The organism is Aquibacillus halophilus (genome assembly GCF_009649745.1).
GTDB lineage: Bacteria > Bacillota > Bacilli > Bacillales > Amphibacillaceae > Aquibacillus > Aquibacillus halophilus.
On the sequence record NZ_WJNG01000002.1, the window covers coordinates 1 to 19,356 of the forward strand.

At 35.7% G+C, this 19,356-nt stretch carries 14 protein-coding genes; 6 read left to right on the top strand and 8 right to left on the bottom strand.

From position 1 onward, the window contains the following. Nucleotides 1-10: 10 nt before the first annotated feature. The 3 genes from GH741_RS01315 to GH741_RS01325 all read right to left on the bottom strand — a co-directional run bounded on the left by GH741_RS01315 (nucleotide 11) and on the right by GH741_RS01325 (nucleotide 1,794). A complete protein-coding gene (locus tag GH741_RS01315; RefSeq protein WP_153734984.1) occupies nucleotides 11-598 on the bottom strand; it encodes a LysM peptidoglycan-binding domain-containing protein in 588 nt (195 codons plus the stop codon). A gap of 210 nt (nucleotides 599-808) precedes the next feature. After that, nucleotides 809-1,084, bottom strand: a complete 276-nt coding sequence (locus GH741_RS01320) for a hypothetical protein (RefSeq protein WP_153734985.1) — start codon at nucleotides 1,082-1,084, stop codon at nucleotides 809-811. A gap of 215 nt (nucleotides 1,085-1,299) precedes the next feature. Next, on the bottom strand, nucleotides 1,300-1,794 hold the full coding sequence (locus GH741_RS01325) for a CBO0543 family protein (RefSeq protein WP_153734986.1): 495 nt from the start codon (nucleotides 1,792-1,794) through the stop codon (nucleotides 1,300-1,302). Between the two features lie 137 nt (nucleotides 1,795-1,931). Here GH741_RS01325 and GH741_RS01330 point away from each other — a divergent pair, with 137 nt between their 5' ends. The 3 genes from GH741_RS01330 to GH741_RS01340 all read left to right on the top strand — a co-directional run bounded on the left by GH741_RS01330 (nucleotide 1,932) and on the right by GH741_RS01340 (nucleotide 4,764). Beyond that, entirely contained in the window at nucleotides 1,932-2,939 is a 1,008-nt protein-coding gene (locus GH741_RS01330) for a DUF3231 family protein (RefSeq protein ID WP_153734987.1), read from the top strand. Nucleotides 2,940-3,120: 181 nt separating this feature from the next. Next, on the top strand, nucleotides 3,121-3,741 hold the full coding sequence (locus GH741_RS01335) for an NUDIX hydrolase (RefSeq protein ID WP_153734988.1): 621 nt from the start codon (nucleotides 3,121-3,123) through the stop codon (nucleotides 3,739-3,741). Between the two features lie 207 nt (nucleotides 3,742-3,948). Continuing rightward, nucleotides 3,949-4,764, top strand: a complete 816-nt coding sequence (locus tag GH741_RS01340) for a ZIP family metal transporter (protein ID WP_153734989.1) — start codon at nucleotides 3,949-3,951, stop codon at nucleotides 4,762-4,764. 665 nt (nucleotides 4,765-5,429) lie between these two features. Here the strand turns inward: GH741_RS01340 and GH741_RS01345 are convergent. Genes GH741_RS01345 through GH741_RS01355 form a run of 3 tightly spaced genes read right to left on the bottom strand, consistent with a single transcriptional unit; the run spans nucleotide 5,430 to nucleotide 10,537 of the window. Further along, a complete protein-coding gene (locus GH741_RS01345) occupies nucleotides 5,430-7,277 on the bottom strand; it encodes a DUF2357 domain-containing protein (protein ID WP_153734990.1) in 1,848 nt (615 codons plus the stop codon). After that, nucleotides 7,261-9,261, bottom strand: a complete 2,001-nt coding sequence (locus GH741_RS01350) for an McrB family protein (protein ID WP_153734991.1) — start codon at nucleotides 9,259-9,261, stop codon at nucleotides 7,261-7,263. Before GH741_RS01350 ends, GH741_RS01345 begins: the two co-directional genes overlap by 17 nt. Then, nucleotides 9,245-10,537: a hypothetical protein gene (locus GH741_RS01355; RefSeq protein ID WP_153734992.1), complete on the bottom strand. Its 1,293-nt coding sequence runs from the start codon at nucleotides 10,535-10,537 to the stop codon at nucleotides 9,245-9,247. Before GH741_RS01355 ends, GH741_RS01350 begins: the two co-directional genes overlap by 17 nt. Nucleotides 10,538-10,818: 281 nt before the next feature. Between GH741_RS01355 and GH741_RS01360 the strand changes: the two genes are divergently transcribed. From GH741_RS01360 to GH741_RS01370, 3 genes are all read left to right on the top strand, one after another. Continuing rightward, on the top strand, nucleotides 10,819-11,316 hold the full coding sequence (locus tag GH741_RS01360; RefSeq protein ID WP_153734993.1) for an antibiotic biosynthesis monooxygenase family protein: 498 nt from the start codon (nucleotides 10,819-10,821) through the stop codon (nucleotides 11,314-11,316). 219 nt (nucleotides 11,317-11,535) lie between these two features. Further along, nucleotides 11,536-14,529 carry a PD-(D/E)XK nuclease family protein gene (locus GH741_RS01365; protein ID WP_153734994.1) on the top strand — a complete coding sequence of 998 codons (2,994 nt, stop codon included), beginning with the start codon at nucleotides 11,536-11,538 and terminating at the stop codon, nucleotides 14,527-14,529. Continuing rightward, a complete protein-coding gene (locus tag GH741_RS01370; protein ID WP_153734995.1) occupies nucleotides 14,522-17,722 on the top strand; it encodes a UvrD-helicase domain-containing protein in 3,201 nt (1,066 codons plus the stop codon). Before GH741_RS01365 ends, GH741_RS01370 begins: the two co-directional genes overlap by 8 nt. A gap of 88 nt (nucleotides 17,723-17,810) precedes the next feature. Here the strand turns inward: GH741_RS01370 and GH741_RS01375 are convergent, their stop codons facing one another. Then, nucleotides 17,811-18,788 (bottom strand): NAD(P)H-quinone oxidoreductase, encoded by a 978-nt coding sequence (locus GH741_RS01375; RefSeq protein WP_153734996.1) that lies wholly within the window; start codon nucleotides 18,786-18,788, stop codon nucleotides 17,811-17,813. Nucleotides 18,789-18,845: 57 nt separating this feature from the next. Further along, entirely contained in the window at nucleotides 18,846-19,256 is a 411-nt protein-coding gene (locus GH741_RS01380; protein WP_153734997.1) for a YhjD family protein, read from the bottom strand. Between the last annotated feature and the right edge of the window lie 100 nt (nucleotides 19,257-19,356).

Below are 19,356 nucleotides of genomic sequence, written 5' to 3' on the forward strand. Positions count from 1 at the left end.
TTCATCATTATTAGTTAAGTGGAATGGCTACTTGAGAGCCAATGTTTAATGAATAAATGTCCACGTTAGGGTTTGCTTCAATTAATTCATCAACGGTTACACCATCATACACACTAGCAATTTCATTGAACGTGTTACCGGGTTGAACGGTGTGATAAACTACATCGGCATCGCTACCAGAGTCGCCAGTATTACCAACAACTGTTACTTCAGATCTAATAGTTAAACCATACGGATCAATGCCTGGATTCAACTCATATAAGTCTTCTAATGTTACACCATCATATACCGCAGCAATTCCTAATAGTGTGTTACCTGGTTGAACCGTGTGTGTTACCATACCATTGTTTCCGCTACTTCCATTGTTTTCATTTGCATCAAGTTGAATTTCTGTTCCAACTGGAATAGCAGTGGGATCTAAATTACTGTTTAAATCTACTAACTCATCTACAGTGACGTCATCATGTTCTTGAGCAATTCCCCAAAGTGTTTCACCTGATTCTACCGTCTCTGTAGCGGCCATAGCTGAAAAGCTAGTTGCACCAAAAATTGTTCCAACCACTACAGTAGGTATTAGAAGTTTTGACATTTTTCTCATTTCTAATTCCTCCTTTTAGTAAGTTATATTAAATGCATTCCTGCTTTTTAAAATGATTAAACATAAAATTACAAAAAAAGGGTAAAAATTTAATATAGTTTGTCGTTTAATCCCATTATAAGGGGGATCTAATCGAATAATTTTTTCATTGATTTGTAGTTAAATAGAAAGTATTCCTACATCAAGTAGATGCAGAAATACTTTGACCAATTAGTCTAGTGGAATAATAACTTTTGATCCGGTTGGAATGTTTTGATAATTTGTTTTAGGATTTGCTTCAATTACGTCGGCTACTGTTACCTTATTATTAGAATTTGCTACCTCAGGAATAGAATGTCCTGGAACAATTGTATGATAAGCTACAGATGTAGGTCCGATCGACATGTTGCTGTTAGTGTTTTCTGCAGCATCAACTGAAAAAGCAGCCGCTCCGAAGATTATTCCAACAATTACAGTAGGTGCCAGAATTTTTTTCGTTTTATTCATTTCTAACTCCTCCTTTAATGTTTTAATAAATCTTCACTTATCAAATACCAAGGAATAGAAATTTTTAAACATGTTTATAACTAAATACGACTTAAGTTGGAGAAAAAATGAACAGGCCTCCTTGTCTTGCCAAAATCAATTCCTCCATCATCATAGTGAAAGATAGGAACTTTCATCAATCAATTCCTTAATTTAAATAATTTACAGTTGCTCTGCTAATTATTTTTTGATTTAAAAACATACTCGTACCAATAAGTACGCTTCATCAGTTCAAGCATTCCTCTTGATAAAAACTTGACTATAAACACAAGAAAAAGGGAGTGAAACCATCGCCATCCTTTTTGAAACTTAAGTGCTTTCGTTTTTCTTTCTAGCCATATTTCATAAATAGTTTGTGGAAATCCCCAATAAACCGCCTTCTTTAAAATGCCTGAAAAATTATCATTGTATGTAGATTGACAATACCAGACAGATAGATACGGGCAAATAAGATAATCATAAACAAAGTTAATTTTAAATATTTTAGGCTTAAATCGAATTGGATACTTAACTTTATTCGTTGTTACCAAAATCTTATTAAAACAATGATTAACAAATCCATTCAATAGGAAAAAAGGTATCCATAATTTGGCTGATGGGTGTCTAAAAAGAGTCGGTGTGAACAAAACACTTAGAATGATGGCTAATCTAATTATCTTTTTTGCAGTCATGAATTTAACCCCCTAACTAATTTATAGGGTATCCATTTCAATTTCATTTTATTTAATCAAATTACAATAAAAGCATATTTTCCACAATCTTAGTTAAACTAAGAATCAAGAGTATAACTTTTTAGGAGTGGCTTGTAATGTTTAAAAAGAATTCAAAAGAAAAATTAACAGCCCCTGAGGTTGCCAATCTTTGGACTCAATTTATGAATGATAGCATGGGTTTATGTGTTATCCGTTATTTTATAGAAATTTGTGAAGATCAGGAGACTAAATCTATCTTGAAGCATTCAATAGATTTATCTAAATCGCATATTAAAAAAATCACAAATTTCTTACAAGAAGAAAACCATCCAGTTCCACAAGGGTTTAGCGACGAAGATGTTAACCTTAAGGCTCCCCCATTGTTCTCAGACAAACTTATTTTAGTTTACATGCAAGTGATGACTCTTCATGGAATGAACAGCTATTCTTTATGTACTACTACATCTATTCGTGCAGACCAAAGAAGCTATTATTCCAATTGTATTTCAGAAGCTTCGGAACTTTATGATTCCCTACTAAGCTTGATGCTTAATAAAGGTATTCTAAGTAAGCCAGCTATTCTAAATCCTCCGAATCAGGTTGATTTCATAAATCAAAAAGATTATTTAAACGGTTGGTTTGGTAAAAGACCTTTAAATGCAATAGAAATAAGTGGTCTTTACTATAATATGATCAAAACAATGGTAAAAGTTGTGTTGGAAATCGCCTTCGGTCAAGTTACCCAATCAGAGGAACTGAGAAAGTACTTTCAAAGAGGGACAAAAATTTGCGAAAAACAATTAAAAGATATGGCTGACATTCTAGCTGCAGATCATCTCCCGTCACCAAAAAGTTGGCAGTCAGAAGTAACCAATTCGACTGTTGCTCCTTTTTCAGACAAGCTTATGTTATTTCACGTAATAGGCTTAGTTGCAGTTGCAGTTGGTTATTATGGGGCAGCGTTGTCCGCTTGTCAAAGAAGAGATGTCATGTTTAAATACACAAAGCTAATAGGTGAAATAGGTTTATATGCAGAAGATGGAGCGAATTTGCTTATAAAGAATGGTTGGATGGAGCAACCACCAATGGTAGACGATCGGGAAGCATTAGGGAAGAAAAAGTAGAAGTTTTAATTGACTAATACTATAGAAATGAACAAGAGCAGTCTGATAATAAAAAAGTCACATTTTGTGGCTTTTTTTGTGCATGAAATGATACACTTTCAAGTAACTCGTAAAAGTCATTAATTTTACAAATGTCCTAGTGGTGCAATTAATAGTAAAATAAAGGTTTGAGGTGAAACAGATGGATCTGAAATCAATTTTAAATAAAGTAAATAATCATACACCAACTATCCTTGGAAGTGAGACATTTTCAAAATTTGCTGTCCTCATACCACTAGTTATGAGAGATAACGAGATTAATATACTTTTCGAAGTTCGTTCACAATCTTTAAGAAGGCAACCGGGAGAAATCTGTTTTCCTGGAGGAAGAATTGATGACCAAGATAAAACCGAAAAGGATGCAGCTATTAGGGAGACAACAGAGGAGTTGGGGATAAGTAAATCTGAGATATTAGATGTACATCCGCTAGATTACATGGTCTCTCCATTTGGGATGATTGTTTATCCCTATGTAGGTTTGCTTAAAAATTCAACAATGATTAAACCAAATCCCTCAGAGGTAGGGGAAGTTTTCATGGTACCATTAACATATTTTCTTGAAACTAATCCAGAAATTTACAAAGTCAACCTAGATATACAACCGGAAAAAAACTTCCCATTAAATCTTATTCAGGGCGGTCAGGATTACAAATGGCGGACATTACAAATGGACGAATACTTTTATAGCTATGATAACAAAGTCATATGGGGACTTACTGCAAAAATTATTTCACATTTTGTAGAGATGATACGAGATGTGTAACATAAGCACTTTAAGGGTATTAAATTATAGTAGTATTGGAACAAGCGTGTCAAACATGACATGCTTGTTTTATTGCGATGTATGTAATCTACATAATTATAAAAGCTAATCTTGCCTATAGTAAACATTTCGTTATTAGTGCATATGTTGTCAGTGGGATTTAATTATCTAGTAACTAGTAATATATATGAAGGGATGAAATAGTCAATGGTTGATTTTTTTGCGTCATTAAACCCTCTGACGCAGGCGTTAGTAGGAACCTTATTTACATGGGGGATGACGGCGATTGGGGCAGCACTAGTATTTACAACAAAGAAAATGAACCAAAAGCTGATGGATGGCATGCTCGGATTTGCTGGTGGAGTAATGATCGCAGCTAGCTTTTGGTCGTTGCTCTCACCTGCAATTGAAATGGCAGAGGGAGGTTCTTTACCTGCTTGGTTTCCTGCTGCAGTAGGATTTTTACTTGGTGCAATTTTTTTGTGGGGGATTGATAAGCTTATTCCCCATTTACATCCTAATTCACCTATATCAGAGGCAGAGGGTATACAACCTGATAAAAAGCGACGAAGTACTCTTCTCGTACTTGCTATTACATTGCACAATATACCTGAAGGTCTTGCAATTGGGGTAGCGTTTGGAGCTGTTGCAGCTGGATTTCCTTCAGCATCTTTAGCAGGTGCGGTTACATTAGCTATAGGAATAGGGATTCAAAATTTACCTGAAGGTACAGCCGTTTCCATGCCATTAAGAAGAGATGGCATGTCCCGTCGAAAGAGTTTTTTTTATGGTCAATTCTCGGGTATGGTTGAACCCATTGCAGCAGTAATTGGGGTGCTTGCAGTGACGTTAATGGAACCACTTCTTCCATTCGCCTTAAGTTTCGCAGCTGGAGCAATGATTTTTGTAACTGCAGAAGAAGTGATTCCAGGTTCCCAAGAAAATGGTAATAGAGATTTAGCCTCCTTAAGCTTAATGGTTGGTTTCACACTCATGATGATCTTAGATGTAGCGTTGGGATAAGATAAATGGACTGGGACTCTATTGTTCTTAGAGACATCCATACATGGGAGTCCCCATGAAAAATGTGATAGTAGACTATTATTAGCGATTATCAAAAGATCCTTACTCAGAAAATATTAACGTGTTTACTTTAGGTGAAATCCTAATTCACATAAAAAACAAGGCCTAGAGAAGAATAACTCTAGGCCTTGTTTTTATTCTTTTCACACTAAATTGCTATACTTTTTTAGTGCCCATTTTGTAAAGGCCAACAACTACAATTGTACTTGCAATTAGTTCGATTGTTTTGGTATTAAAGCAAGTAGGGACGCTAATTCTTCCCCCGTCATACCTGTTGATTCAGATTTATTGACTACATAATTATTTATAATTGGATTAGCACTAGTTGGAAAAATATACAGAAAGACTGGTTAATTAGTAAATGAAACAAGGCATAGAAGCCTGAGTTGGAAGAATGTATCTTGCATTTCACTAGTCCAAAAACAAGTAAGCTGATAAATAAAACTGTAATAAACTAATTTTTAAAAGTAATTATTTTATCCAGCCCCTTTAGGTCTTTACCAGTGATAGCAGTTAACCTATAGGAAGTTTGTTTATACTATTATAAATCTAGCCAATCGAAGCAAATCCCCTAGAATATTACCTGTAGCTTAAAAATTCTAACATCACCTCAACCACTCATCAAAAATCCGGTTAATCTCTTCTAGTCCAACAGTGTGTTCACGGTTAGGATACAACTGGATGAACTTGCCTGCTTCGGTATTGATAGATAGCGGTTGGTTCCTATTTCCTGGGTAGAAGCAAAGCACTTCCCTAATGCGACTAAAATAGTCCTTGCGAATCGGACAATAATACTTGATTCCAATATACTCATTCATTTGTTCCATTGCTTTGGTATTTCCGGCATCGGAAAAGATGTTTTGAAATGGTCGATATTTAACCTCCACTATGATAGAAGATTGGTAGAGAAGCTTGTCATCTTGTTTTCGATATAAGTCAATCCGGATATCTGGTTGCTTTTTGCTGAATTTACTAAAGAAATAGGTTTTATTTGCAATAGCTTCTTGTGCGCGATGTTCAACTGTTTTATCATAAACGAGGTGTATTTCTGACTCTTGGTCACTCAATATAACAGTTGTTCCTGATTGCAATTGCGAATGCATGAACCCTCGTCTTAGCTGGTGGGAGAGTGAGTCATATTCTAACTGGAAGCCTTTTTCGATCAATTGTTTAATAACAACAAGGTAGGCATAATATTCGTAAAGCTTGGATGTGGGATGGAGCAAGGACACATCTTCACCAAGTTTTTCTTGTTGCTTAGTCAAAAGAGTTTGTTGTTCTTTGAAAAATTCATTCCACAATCGTTTAAACATTACATAGCCTTTTTGAACAACCATAGCTGGAACCTTCGGATGAGTGTCATCAACCTTGATCCAAAAGGGTTGTTGAATAGAATACTGTAATTGTTGCTTATACTGTTCCACTGCCTGCTTACTTGTTACAATCTGGTTTAATTTTTTAATCGTTTGATCTCGTTCTAATTCTTTACCATATAAGTCATTCTTCAATTTTTGGAAGTCGTTTTGTGTAACAAGTGGATCTTTTCCCTTCGACAAATGAATGATAAGGCTATTAATTGTCTGAGTTCTACTGGAAAGCTCTTCATTAAAATGATTAACTTCCTTAAGTAAAAGCTGATTCAATTGTTCAATTCGTTGTAAAATTTCTTTTACTTGGTATTTTACTAATTGATTCTCTGGTAAATTTGTATTGTGAGTATGCTTGCGATTGTAGAACTTGTGTTCACCAACAATTGAGCCTTTAAAGGTGTTTTCCCATTTCATACTGTTTTGGTCTATACGGCCTGGATGACTTTCAACCTGATAATGTCGTTTGATATTCATCTGATTTTCGTTTTCAATCCATCGTAAAGCAGTTTGCAGTTTACTAAAGGATTGCCCCAACCAACTTAGAAAACTGAGTTGGCTACTATCAATAGTTTGAAGTTGGTTAGGATATTGCCTAGTAATCTTATGATAGTTTTGGGTTAAACCTGACAATTCATCTTCAATAAATTGTGACATCTCTCTAAATTGATCCTGAGTAATGTTGTTAGGAACAATTTTAAAAGCACCATAAAAGATATGACCCCCAACATGAATTTCATATAAAAATACCCCACATGGCCATGGAAAAGTATCATCTGTAAATGGATTATAAATAATTTTCCTTTGATTTAATTTGGTTAAAGTAAATTCTAACCATTCATCCTCATCTGTACTATCGATGGAGGGAATCCTTACATTAATTTCTTCATCCCAATTCCAATCGATAAAACCAAGGCTAAGCGGCTTGTATTCATATACTTCTACAAGCGTTTCAAGAATTTGTTTCCGCTCTTTTGTTGGGCTTAAATTCTTGATCGGAATTTCGACGTCACCACTCTTAAAAAAGAGATAAATTCCATAGTCTTTCAATTTAAGCTGGCTAGAGGCATCAATTGGTAAAGCCATACATCATCAGCTCTTTTGCTTTATTCTTAAGTGTTTTTAATGAAATATCGAAATCGGATACTAATTGAGCGCGATCTGATTTAAATAACTTTGATAGTTTGCCATCCTGATATTCGTATTGTTCATTATCGCTTAATAGATGACCAACTAACGGACGCGCAAAAGTATCAATTCCTTTTATTTTGGTTAATATACGCTGATTAATTTGGAAGTCAAACAGCTTTTTCCTTGGTATTAAACTTTCTCCAGACTCATTAACTGGTACATTACTAATAAAATCGACTATTGCTAATGCAACACGGAAGGATACGCCCTTTTGAGGGTCAATATCATTCATTAAATCATGCAATTGATCTAATATATATATTTCATCTTCACTTAACAAATGCAACCCAATGGTTGAATTATTCTGTTTCCATCGTTCACGTAAATCGCCTCGAGAAATTACGTTGGTTTTCAGTTTAGATGGATTTGCTTGATTGATTTCTTGATAAAAAGCGATTGTCTCACTAAACGGAGCCTTTTCTGGCGTAATTATGTTTGTTCGGTCTAATAAGCGATCTGAAAATGATTTTGTTGTTTCATCAAAGTTAACTGTACCGACAAAAATTAGATTATCTCCTAATTTAATTTTTGCTTGGTAGTATCCGCTTTTTTCTTTATTGTGCTCATTGTAAATCTGTAGATATTTGTCACCATTAATTTCAAGTAATGATAGAAACGGGCTAAACCAGTGCTCGACCTGAGATAAATTCATTTCATCAAAAATGACCATATACAATTGATCAGGATTTTTTTCGGCGTCTAATAAAAGACTAACCAACCCTGTATCGCTCTCATGGAAAGTTTCTGATTTTGGGTTCAAATACCCTAAGATATCATTTGGTTCCTGATAGGAAGGTGAGATAGGAAGAAACAGCATAGTTTTCCTTTCTACTAGTCCTAAGGATTCTCCGTAAATACGAGCTAACTGTGATTTCCCGGTGCCAGACATGCCGCCAAGGACAGTTAGTGGATTAGTTTTCACGCTCATATGAAAGGAGTAGAGATCCTCACTACGATAAAACATGTTGTGTTCGTACCTTGCCCGGTGGATTAGTTGTTCCAAAAACCCTTTTTCTGATAAACCATCAGCTGGTATAGTGACAGGATCCGTCACAATGGTTGGTTCTGGTTTCAACTCAGGTTCATTCTCTACCAAAGGCATTCCACCTGTAACTAATAATGACTGGCTACTATTTTTAAAGGTAGTCTGAAGCTTTTGATATTTTTCACTCGAAAGAAAATAGAGGTGGTGTTCATAGACAACATCTATTAAATCTATCTTTTCATCCAAGGACAATGGTAGATATTCAACAGAAGTACGATCTTTTTGAAAGTAAGTAGTATCATTACTTTTACTTTCCAATTCTACTTTGTAGATTGTTTCGTCATACATAATTAGATTAGGTGGCGTAAACATATTTGGATATTTTCTTAATGTAATTGGCCTTTTATCAACAATTAACTTGTTTCTCAAGTCTTCCCTAGTTTCTCCCGTTTTAAGATCCGGCGCTGGAATTACTATATAGGATTGACTAGGTGGAATATCTTCTACTTTTAGTATGATTACATTTAAGTGGCCGTTATTATGAATAAGTTTAAATACTATTGTTTTATTTTCAAGAAAGCCTTTAACCTTTTCTTTAAGCTCCCAGTGTGGCAAACTACGATAATCAATTTCTTCATCTATTAACCTATCATTTTGCAAAGTAGACAATCTTCCCGAGAGAAAAGAATGAGACTTTGAGAAGTAACGTGTAATACTTTCTGGCATTGGAGATAGACTTTTGATAAAAAAAGTCAAGTGTGTATCAATCATTTCAACGGAATCATCATAAATAGTATTTGAGTGAATTTCATCCATTGTCGTCAATCTGCCTACAAAAATGGAACTATCTAATTGTTTTTTAATCTCTCGGGATAGTTTATTTGTTAGTTTCATCTGATGAATCCCCTTCCAAATAAAAGATAATTTGGCGGAACATCGTTTCAGGAGCCCCGCTAACAAATTTATAGCTTATTTTTTTATAGTTTAAATGATTTTCAATTGTCATTTGTAGCTTAGAGGTCATTTTATTAGCATCGATAAATAGTAATCGATTGTTTGGTAGAGATTTAAACTGTTCAGAGAAGCTAGTATCAGGGTCGTAACTAATAATTAAATTGTTAGGGATTAGCTTATTAAAGGAAGATTGATTTGCCCTAGTCATGAAAAAGAATTGGTCTTCATCGTTAAACAAATTGAACTGCATCTTTTCTTGATTTTGATTCAATTGCTTGTTTTCTATAGTTACTTTTTCCATTGACTGTCGTAATTTTTCATTTTCCAGAGATACAGTCTTGAGTTCTTTTTTGTGCTGAGCATTTAGCTGCTTTATTTCTTTGTCTTTCTCTTTAATTTTATTTGATTGGTCTAATCGCTGTTTCGAAAATTGATTGACTTTTGACTCAAAACTATCTCTTTCAGCTAAAGCTTTATCTGCTGTATTTTTGTGTATTTTTAACTGCTCGACATCATGGTAGATTGCCTCTGCCAGTCCCAATTTGAAAATGAAAAGGAGGTCTTGATCGGAAAAATTAAAATCATCTAAATCAAAATCTTTCAATAAGTTTAGAACATAACTTTTTTCGAGGTCCTCATACACATTTGTAAAAAAATCATCCGGATCAAATGTATCTGGAAGTATGTTTCCATTTAGTTCTTCATGCTGGTTGAAAAATTCTTTGAACAAACGAGTGAAATCATACTTTTCTACATTGGAAGATAATATATCGGTCAATGAAGGCTCAACGAATCCACATAACGCGTCTTGTCCATTCTTTATATTCGAAGCAATTTGATCTCGATTTTCTTTGTATTGTTCTGGAAATAGAGTAGCTAATAGTAGTAGCTTATCAATGTTTGTAGGCCCATCGCTCAGCGAAGCTTTAAGTAGAAATGTTTGATAATCATAGTCTTCCATTTGTTGATAAAAAGGTTGAGTAAATGAACTGAAAAAAAGATGAAGATCGATGGTATTATCGATTAATTGAGTTACTGCTTGTTTTAGGAATGGTTCTCTTGCTTTATGTACGTTTCGCTTAGAGAAACCCTGCACGTCTAAATCAAGTTTTTTAACGATAGCGACGAGCTCAGGTTTGGTTATATGAGTTAAAAAATCATTTTTAATGTCCTGTTGAATCTCTAACCAACGTTGACTTACTTCTTTTGTTGTCACATCAAATTCCCCCTACTTGTAGTTGACAGACTGTAATGAATTGGACGGTTGGTTATCCATCATATATTATGAATAGATAACAAAAACTTCTACTTAAAATGATAGATGATTTTAGTAGTTATTACTAGGTCTTATCATACAAATTTTTTTTTGTTTATGGAAAATTTATCGTTGACGAAGACTAGGCGCTTGTTCATTAAGCTGATCTAGCTAATTCTATCATTTTCCATGGTGATTAAATCCTGAATTGAAACACTACCCGTAGCAAAGGAGCAATCTCAATGTACATCTACCTTTTGAAAAATAGTACTAAGCTTTTTTCTAACACCCCTGTTTTTCAATTAAAAAATGAAATTAAGACTATGTATTTAGTTGAAACGGAAACCGTAATCGAAAAGGATACTTTATCCGAACAGGATGAGATTTACGAAGTGATTGATACAGCTTTTGAAATACATGCAAATTCCTTTGCAGTATTTAACAATATACCAGTAACGGAAGCAGGAAGAAGTCAATTTGAAGAAAGGTTTAACAATCGAGCACGTCGAATAGAAAATGAACCCGGATTTCAAGCTATAAGGGTATGTAGGCCTATAAATGGTGATACTTATTTAGTTCTTACATGTTGGAATTCTGAGGACGACTTTGAGAACTGGAGAAATTCTAATGCTTACATGCAAGCACATAAAAAACGTGGTACGTCAGAAGGAATAGATAAGCAACAGCCACAAATTTTTACGCGTCCATCCTACGTCGAGACATACCGTGTTATGGATTAATATACTTCAACTAACAAAAATAACCCTACCTATTTTAGGTAGGGTTATTTTTGTTTAAGGGGTAAAATGGAAGTGAATAGGAAAAATCCTATTGGAAGTGCAGTATCAGCAGAATATGAAAATATTCTAGTGAATTATACAAAAACAACAAGATTGATTGTAGTTCTAGTTGTCGGAATTGGGAAAAAATAGCATAATAGAGAGACGAGGAGTGATTATATGAAAGCTTTAATCGAACAATTGGATGATATATGTTATCAACACCGTTTTCAAGAAAAAGTATTACTAGTCGATTCCCACCCGCTTGGTGATCAAATAGCTCAAGCCTATATAAATGCAGGTCATCAAGCTATTAATTTGAAAATAAAGACAGTTCGAGACCTAGCAAACGAGATGGTTGAACTCAAGCACGATCAAGAATACCAAATTTTAGACAATGCTGTTGGGGTCCACTTTATCTACAATATCCTGAAACAGCTGAGCGATACTAATCAGTTATCTTATTTCAAAGCTATTGAAGTAACCCCGTCCTTCAGCAATAACATCTACCAAACGATTACCCACCTGCGTCAGGCCGGATATTTTAGTGAAAACATTAAGAGTGAAGCATTCATTTCTAGCGAAAAAGCACATGATTTAGCTCAAATAATGACTAAGTATCAAGCGATTCTTTCAACTTATAAACTTCTGGATCAGGCAACCGTTTTAGAAAAGGCAACTGATCTTTCCCAACAAAATTCTGGTGCAATCTTTATTCTTCAATCGAACCTATCCCTTACCCAGCTAGAACATGAATTTCTTGAACGATTACTACCAGGTACTATCTTTAAGCTTACCTTGCCAAGGCTATTTGGGATTCCTACACCAGAGCATGAAGATCTCCGTTCTATTGGGTGGAGTACCCCGACACTATTTAGTTATTTATATCAACTTGAGAACAAAACTGAAAACCCCGATCTCTCTCTATTCACTGCTAAAACAGAAGAAATAGAGCTAAAACATATCTTTGAACAAATTAAACAATCTAATTCTTACTTAGATAAAAGTGTTATCTATTATACAAAGTCAGAACCCTATGTAACGACCACCTTTCAATTATCACAAAAATATCAGATTCCTGTTACTTATGGGGATGGTGTATCGATTTTATTTAGCCGCCCTGGCAAACTAGTTTCAGGACTAATTAGGTGGATGAAGGGTCAATATAGTGTACCAATCTTTATTGAACTCCTAAATGAAGGCCTGATCGAACTCCCAGAGGGGTCCGTGTCAAAGACGAAAATATCAAAGCTTTTACGTGATGCACAAGTGGGTTGGAATCAATCTCGCTATCTGTCCCAGTTAAAACTAGTTACTAATAAGTTTGAGCAGAGAATTGCTGAGTCTACTAATGATAATAAACAAACAGGTTACTATCAACAACAATTCAATGATGCAACCTGGTTACATCAATGGTTTTTCAAGCTGTTCAAACAGCTGCCTGCCGTTGAGGGAAAGATGAATTACCATGAGCTTTTAAAAGGAATCTCTCACATGCTAACGAATCATTGTAAGACTGTCTCAGCCCTTGATGAATCAGCTCATACAGCCATGATCGAACAAATTGACTTGATCCTTCCATATGCTGACGAACAGCTAAATATTTTTGACGCGTTTGAAAAAGTGAGTGATTTACTGTTATCGCTTCGTGTTAATCAGTCAGGCCCAAAAGCTGGACATTTACATCTATGCTCCTACAAAAAAGGAGTATATAGTAATCGTCACCGTGTGTTTATTGTTGGACTAGACAATCGTTCTTTTCCTGGTACACCAAGTGAGGATCCGTTATTACTTGATGAGGAAAGAAGTAAGCTAAGTGGCTATTTACCTATTCTCCAAGAAGCAGGCAAGAAAAATCTTTATATGATGCTTCAGGTTTTAGCTCATACGAGCGGACCTGTTTCAATCAGTTACTGTAGCTTTGACATTAATGATAACCGTACCGTTAGTCCATCCCATTTATTTTTACAGGGATACCGCATGGCAACAAACAATCCTAATTCAGAATTTAAGGATTTAAAACAACTAACAGTGCCACTAACACCAACCGACACTTTTGAAGAAAAAGATTACTGGAATCGTATCCTTGAACAAGATGCCTCTCAGCGATTAAGTCAGGAGTTAATACAATCCTATCCAAACTTAATTCATGGACAGATAGCGGAACAGGCTAGAAAAGAGGCTGTATTTACGTCATTCGATGGACAAGTTACTATCGATACCTCTGAATACGATCCAAGACAAAATAAAGAAAGAAGAATGACAGCTGGTAAATTAGAAAAGCTTGCCACTTGTCCGTATGCTTATTTTCTAGAAGAAGTTCTGCAGTTGAAACCTATTGACGAAATGACATACGACCCATATACGTGGATGGATCCAGCAACTAGAGGTAGTCTGCTTCATAGTGTTTTTGAATTTTTTTATAAAGGATTAAATGGAGAAAAACCGTCATATTCGATTCATAAAGATACGATTATTAATGTCGCAAAGGAAAAGATTGAAGAGCAAAAAGAAATTCAGCCACCTCCTAGCCAACGTGTGTTTGAACGAGAAGTGGAAGACATCTATAAATGCTGTCATATCTTTTTGAAGGAAGAGGAGGAATACGGTCAGGATTATGATGCTCAGCAGTTTGAATATGCATTTGGTATTAAAGGCAACACGCCAGCTATTATTACCCTTCCATCTAATCAAACAATTCATGTATCAGGTAAAATTGATCGGGTAGATCGATCAACTGCCGGGCATCTTCATATCATTGATTATAAAACAGGTAGTACCTATAACTATCATGAAGCGGAGCCTTTCAAAGGGGGGCGACAGTTGCAACACTTTATCTACGCTCTTGCAATTGAACAACACTTACAGCTCGAATCAGGATCTGTGATGGAAAGCTCCTATTTCTTCCCTAGTTCCAAAGGATTAGGAGAGAGGTATGTTCGAAAACAAGATGAGCAGATGCGTATAAATGGACAGGACATGTTAGAAAAACTTGTTGATGTCATTAAGCATGGACATTTTACAATGACCGATGACGTAAATGATTGTAAATTTTGTGATTTCAAAACAGTTTGTAGAAGAGAATTTTATCCTGAGGATACGTTGGGAACTAAGCAGTTGGATCAACAGGCTGAGGGTGTAAGGAAATTTAAGGGGGTAAGAGCTTATGAGTAAAGTAATTATTGACCAGGCTGCACGAGAAAAAATTAAACATGAACTTACAACCAATTTTTTAGTAGAGGCTGGAGCAGGTTCAGGTAAAACGACCAGCCTAGTTGATCGGTTGGTTAATTTAATTTATACAGGCAGATGCGAAGTGAATAAACTGGTTGCAATTACCTTTACTAGAAAAGCTGCAGATGAACTACAGTTACGATTTCAATCGGAATTAGAAAAGAAGTGGAGGACGGAGCCAAATGGTTCTGCTCAATCACTTTTATCTCATGCTCTGCAAAATATTGAGCAATGCTTTATTGGGACGGTGCATGCTTTTTGTGCCAAGTTACTTAGAGAACGGCCGATTGAAGCCAGACTCGATTTGACCTTTCAAGAATTAGATGAAACTGATGACAATGATTTATTAGAGGAAGCTTGGCATGTGTACTTACAATGGGTTCAAGAAAATAAACCTGAGCATCTTGCTGAGATGAACGACCTAGGCATCAGTATCGATGATTTATTTGAGTGCTTGAAGAATTTAAAACAATACCCTGATGTTGAATGGGTTACAAGAAAGGTAGAAAAACCTGAATTGCAATCTACCTACCAGTCGTTGTCAATGTTAGTACAAGAGGCGAAAAAGGCATTGCCAGAACAAGAACCCAAAAATAAATACGATTCGTTACAAAAAGCGATTATTGGTGCAATCATGAAAATACGTCATCTCGATTCAAATCTGGATAAGAATATCATTGAAATTTTTGAGCTTTTTAATAAGAATTTGAAGCCAACGTTAAACCGATGGGACTCAAAGGAAGACGCCAAATTTTATCATGAAAAGATTACAAGCATTTCTGAAAAAATGATTAAACCGTTGTTGCAATCATGGTGGGAATATTCCCATCCAAAGGTGACTACTTTCTTATCTGGAGCAATGGACCTTTATGATCAACTGAAAAAGGAACGTTCTTTATTAAACTATCAAGATCTACTTTTAAAAACGAATGCATTGTTAAAGGATAATTCCGAAATTAGAGGTTATTTTCAACAGAAATATAGATGTTTACTTGTTGATGAATTTCAAGATACAGACCCAATCCAAGCTGAAATCATGTTTTTCTTAACAAGTGAGGATCATAAACAAAAGGTATGGACCAAATGTAAGCCAATACCAGGATCCTTATTTGTTGTTGGTGATCCTAAGCAAGCAATTTACCGTTTTCGCCGTGCAGACATTGATACTTATAATCGTGTTAAACAATTAATTGAAGATCATGGTGGAGAAGTGTTACAGCTAACGATGAACTTTAGAACTGTCGATACGATAACAGAAAGTTTAAATACAGTCTTTCAAGGCCATTTACCTGAACAAGAAACTGTTTATCAAGCTGCCTTTCATCCTTTACATGCGTACCATAACGATCAGCACAATAACTTATCTGGAGTTAAACAATTAACGGTACCCGCAGATTACAGCACGAAGGGCGATATCATTGAAAATGATGCCAAAAACATTGGCCGTTATATCCATGATCGTATGGATGAAGGGTATAAGGCTAAAGACTTTATGGTGTTGACTCGTTACAATGATGGCATCGCTACATATGCTCAGACAATTGAAGACTTTGGTATTGCTGTCAGCGTTAGTGGTGAAATTATTATAGGAGAAACCACTGAGTTTCAAGACTTATTGAGGCTGTTAAGCACGTTTATTGATCCAACCGATCAACTAGCCTTTGTGGCAACGTTAAGAGGTGTTTTCTTCGGAATTAGTGACGATGACCTGTATCAGTGTAAACAAGCAGGCGGAAGATTCTCACTATATAGCAGTATTCCAACTTCTCTAGCAAAATCAACAAAGGACAAGTTTACTATTGCAGTGACAAAGCTATCGGCATATCACAAATGGATCCGAACTCTCCCACCAACAGCTGCTATTGAAAATATTATCGAGGATGTGGGATTTTATCCTTTGCTACTGAAAAATAAACGAGGAAAAAGAGCACACAAAGGTCTATTACAAATTTTAGAAGCAATTCGACAGGCAGAATCAACTGGTAATACAACTTACAAAGCTATTTGTGAGCTGTTCTCAGAAATGGTAATGGAAAAAACTGTCGTAGCCAATCTAGAGGAAGAAGCGGATGCCGTTCGAGTAATGAATGTTCATAAAGCAAAAGGTCTTGAGGCACCAATTGTTTTTCTTGCCCATCCGATTAAACAAGTCAAACCGGATTCGTTTTTATCGCAGCATATTAAGCGTGAAGACGATCACTCAAAAGGTTATTTTTCTTTTTCAGTAAAAAAAGGTTTTCAACAAAAGACACTTGCTCTCCCTTTAGACTGGGAATCGCTCAAACAAGAAGAGCTTCGCTATTTAACAGAAGAAGAGACACGCATCTTGTATGTTGCTGCAACACGAGCCGAAAAAGCATTAATTATTAGTTCTAGCGCAAAAAATGATAACAAAAACCCATGGAGTCAGCTGTTCGAAATTGAAACAATCGAACAAATCGAGCTTCCTGCAGAAGAGATTGCAAATACTGGAAAGCAGGACCAAGTAATTAGTTTTGAATCTTATCAAGAACAGACAAGAAATCGTTTGGCCTGGTTAGAAAAAAGTAAGCAGAATACGTATGACACTTGGAGCCCTACCGAGGATAAATCCTACGATGATGTGTTAACTATTGAAAGAGAAGCTGGTGGTGGAAAGGAGTGGGGGACAGTAATTCATGATGTACTGGAACAAGTAGTACAGGGTGAAGATGTTACTCACTATGTTAGGAATAAGCTGACAAATCACAACTTACCACATGAACGTCAAACTGGAGTTCTAGAGTACATCCGATTATTTAAAGCATCCGATATTTGGGAAAAACTTCAATCAGCAGATGAAATACTTACAGAGGTACCATTCAGCTTGAAGTTAAATGCGGGTGATCAACTGTATTCCTTATTAAAAAGAGAAAATGGTCAGCAAACAATCTATGTAAAAGGCGTGATCGATTTAATCTACAGATTTCAGGGTGAGTGGACTATTGTTGATTATAAAACTGATCGTGTTAAAAAAGAGGATGATTTGAACCTATTAAGAGATTTTTATCGTGATCAAATCATTTTCTATCAGCATGCCTGGGAGTATATGACGGGGGAAAAGGTTAAGGATGTAAGGTTGTTCTTCTTTTCAGAACACATAAAGATAAGTTGAAAGCAATAGTGATAATTTTAAAGACTAGCGGGGGAAAATTCTTCTCCACTAGTCTTTTTGAACATTAATTCAGATCTAAATTGGTAATTTAGTCAATCTTCAAAATGATCTTGCCAATATTTTGGTTACTTTCCATCCGGGTGTGTGCCTTTTGTACATCCCCAAAAGAGTATATTTTATCCACAATTGGCTTTAGCTTATTTTGCTCAAACAGTGGCATAGCTTTTTGGACAAAGGCTTTTGTAAGTTCGGCTTTATAGTCGTCTGTTCTTGGAGTGAGTAACGTACCCTTCAATTGGATTCTCTTTGCCATTAGCTCCATTAGATTAATGTTCTTCAACTGTGAACCACCTAAAAGACCAATTAATATCCAACGGCCGTCAGTTTTAATGCTAGCTAGATTTTTGTTGAAATATGAGGCACCGATAAAATCAAGAATTAACTCAACCCCTTGATTATTGGTAGCTTTTAATACTTCTTCTTCAAAAGATTGCTCCTTGTAGTTTATTCCTATATCTGCGCCAAGCGATTGGCAAAAATTTAATTTCTCTTGTGATCCTGCAGTTGTAATTACTTTTGCATCTGCTAATTGTTTAGCTAGCTGAATCGCGGCGGTTCCGACTCCACTACCACCGGCATGAACGAGCACCGTTTCATTTTTATGTAAATCACCGAGCCAAAATAATGTTTGAAAAGCAGTTAGGAATACTTCTGGAATAGCTGCAGCCTCATCAAAGGAAAGCTTATCAGGAATTATCATTGCTCGGTTAGCAGGCATGACAGCGTACTCGGCATAACCGCCACCATTAACAAGTCCCATTACGCGTGTTCCGACTTCAGTGGTTGTATTAGAGCCTGATTCCTCTACTATCCCTGCCACTTCAACACCTAATATTGGATTGTGTAGATAACTCGGTCCTCTCTTTCGACTAATAATGTCAGTTCTGTTAATGGCAGCCGATTTGACCCTGATTAATAGTTCATCTTGCTTTATCTCCGGTTTAGATTGCTCACTCATCTTCAATTGCTCTGCTCCGCCGGGTTGTTTTACAACAATAGCTTTCATGCTCATCCTCCTAAGTGGATAACTAATATTGATGATTTCTCATATAAAAATCTGAAACTAATACCAAGCTCGGTTTGATGGAATAACTTCTTTGGCTAACATGCCGTACAAATAAAGCCCCATCATATCCTTGGTAAGCTCATATAGTTGATCTGGGGTAAATCGTACATCACCTGAATCATCTCTAGTTTGCCAGTCATATCGGATGATGTCATTTTTCTTGCCTAGGTATCGTACCTTCATATGATATTGCTTATATATTGTTTGTTTAACGGCGTTTAGATCATCTTGTGCAGATTGGATGGCGGTATCTAGTTTATCCAGATATGGGACATTCGCGCTAAACGGACCATTCTCAAAGGTTTGAATGTCTTTTTTAAACAGTTTTAATACATAGGGTAGAACGATGTAGGCGTAAAGTGTCTTTTCTATCTGTTCATCCACTTGAATCATCACCTTTTTATTCATATTATATTACGAACGTTTGTTTGTATGCAATACTTTTAAAAAGGTAATAATTGTGAACAAAAATAAAAAAGCCCAACTATATGAGAGTAGGGCTTGTCAT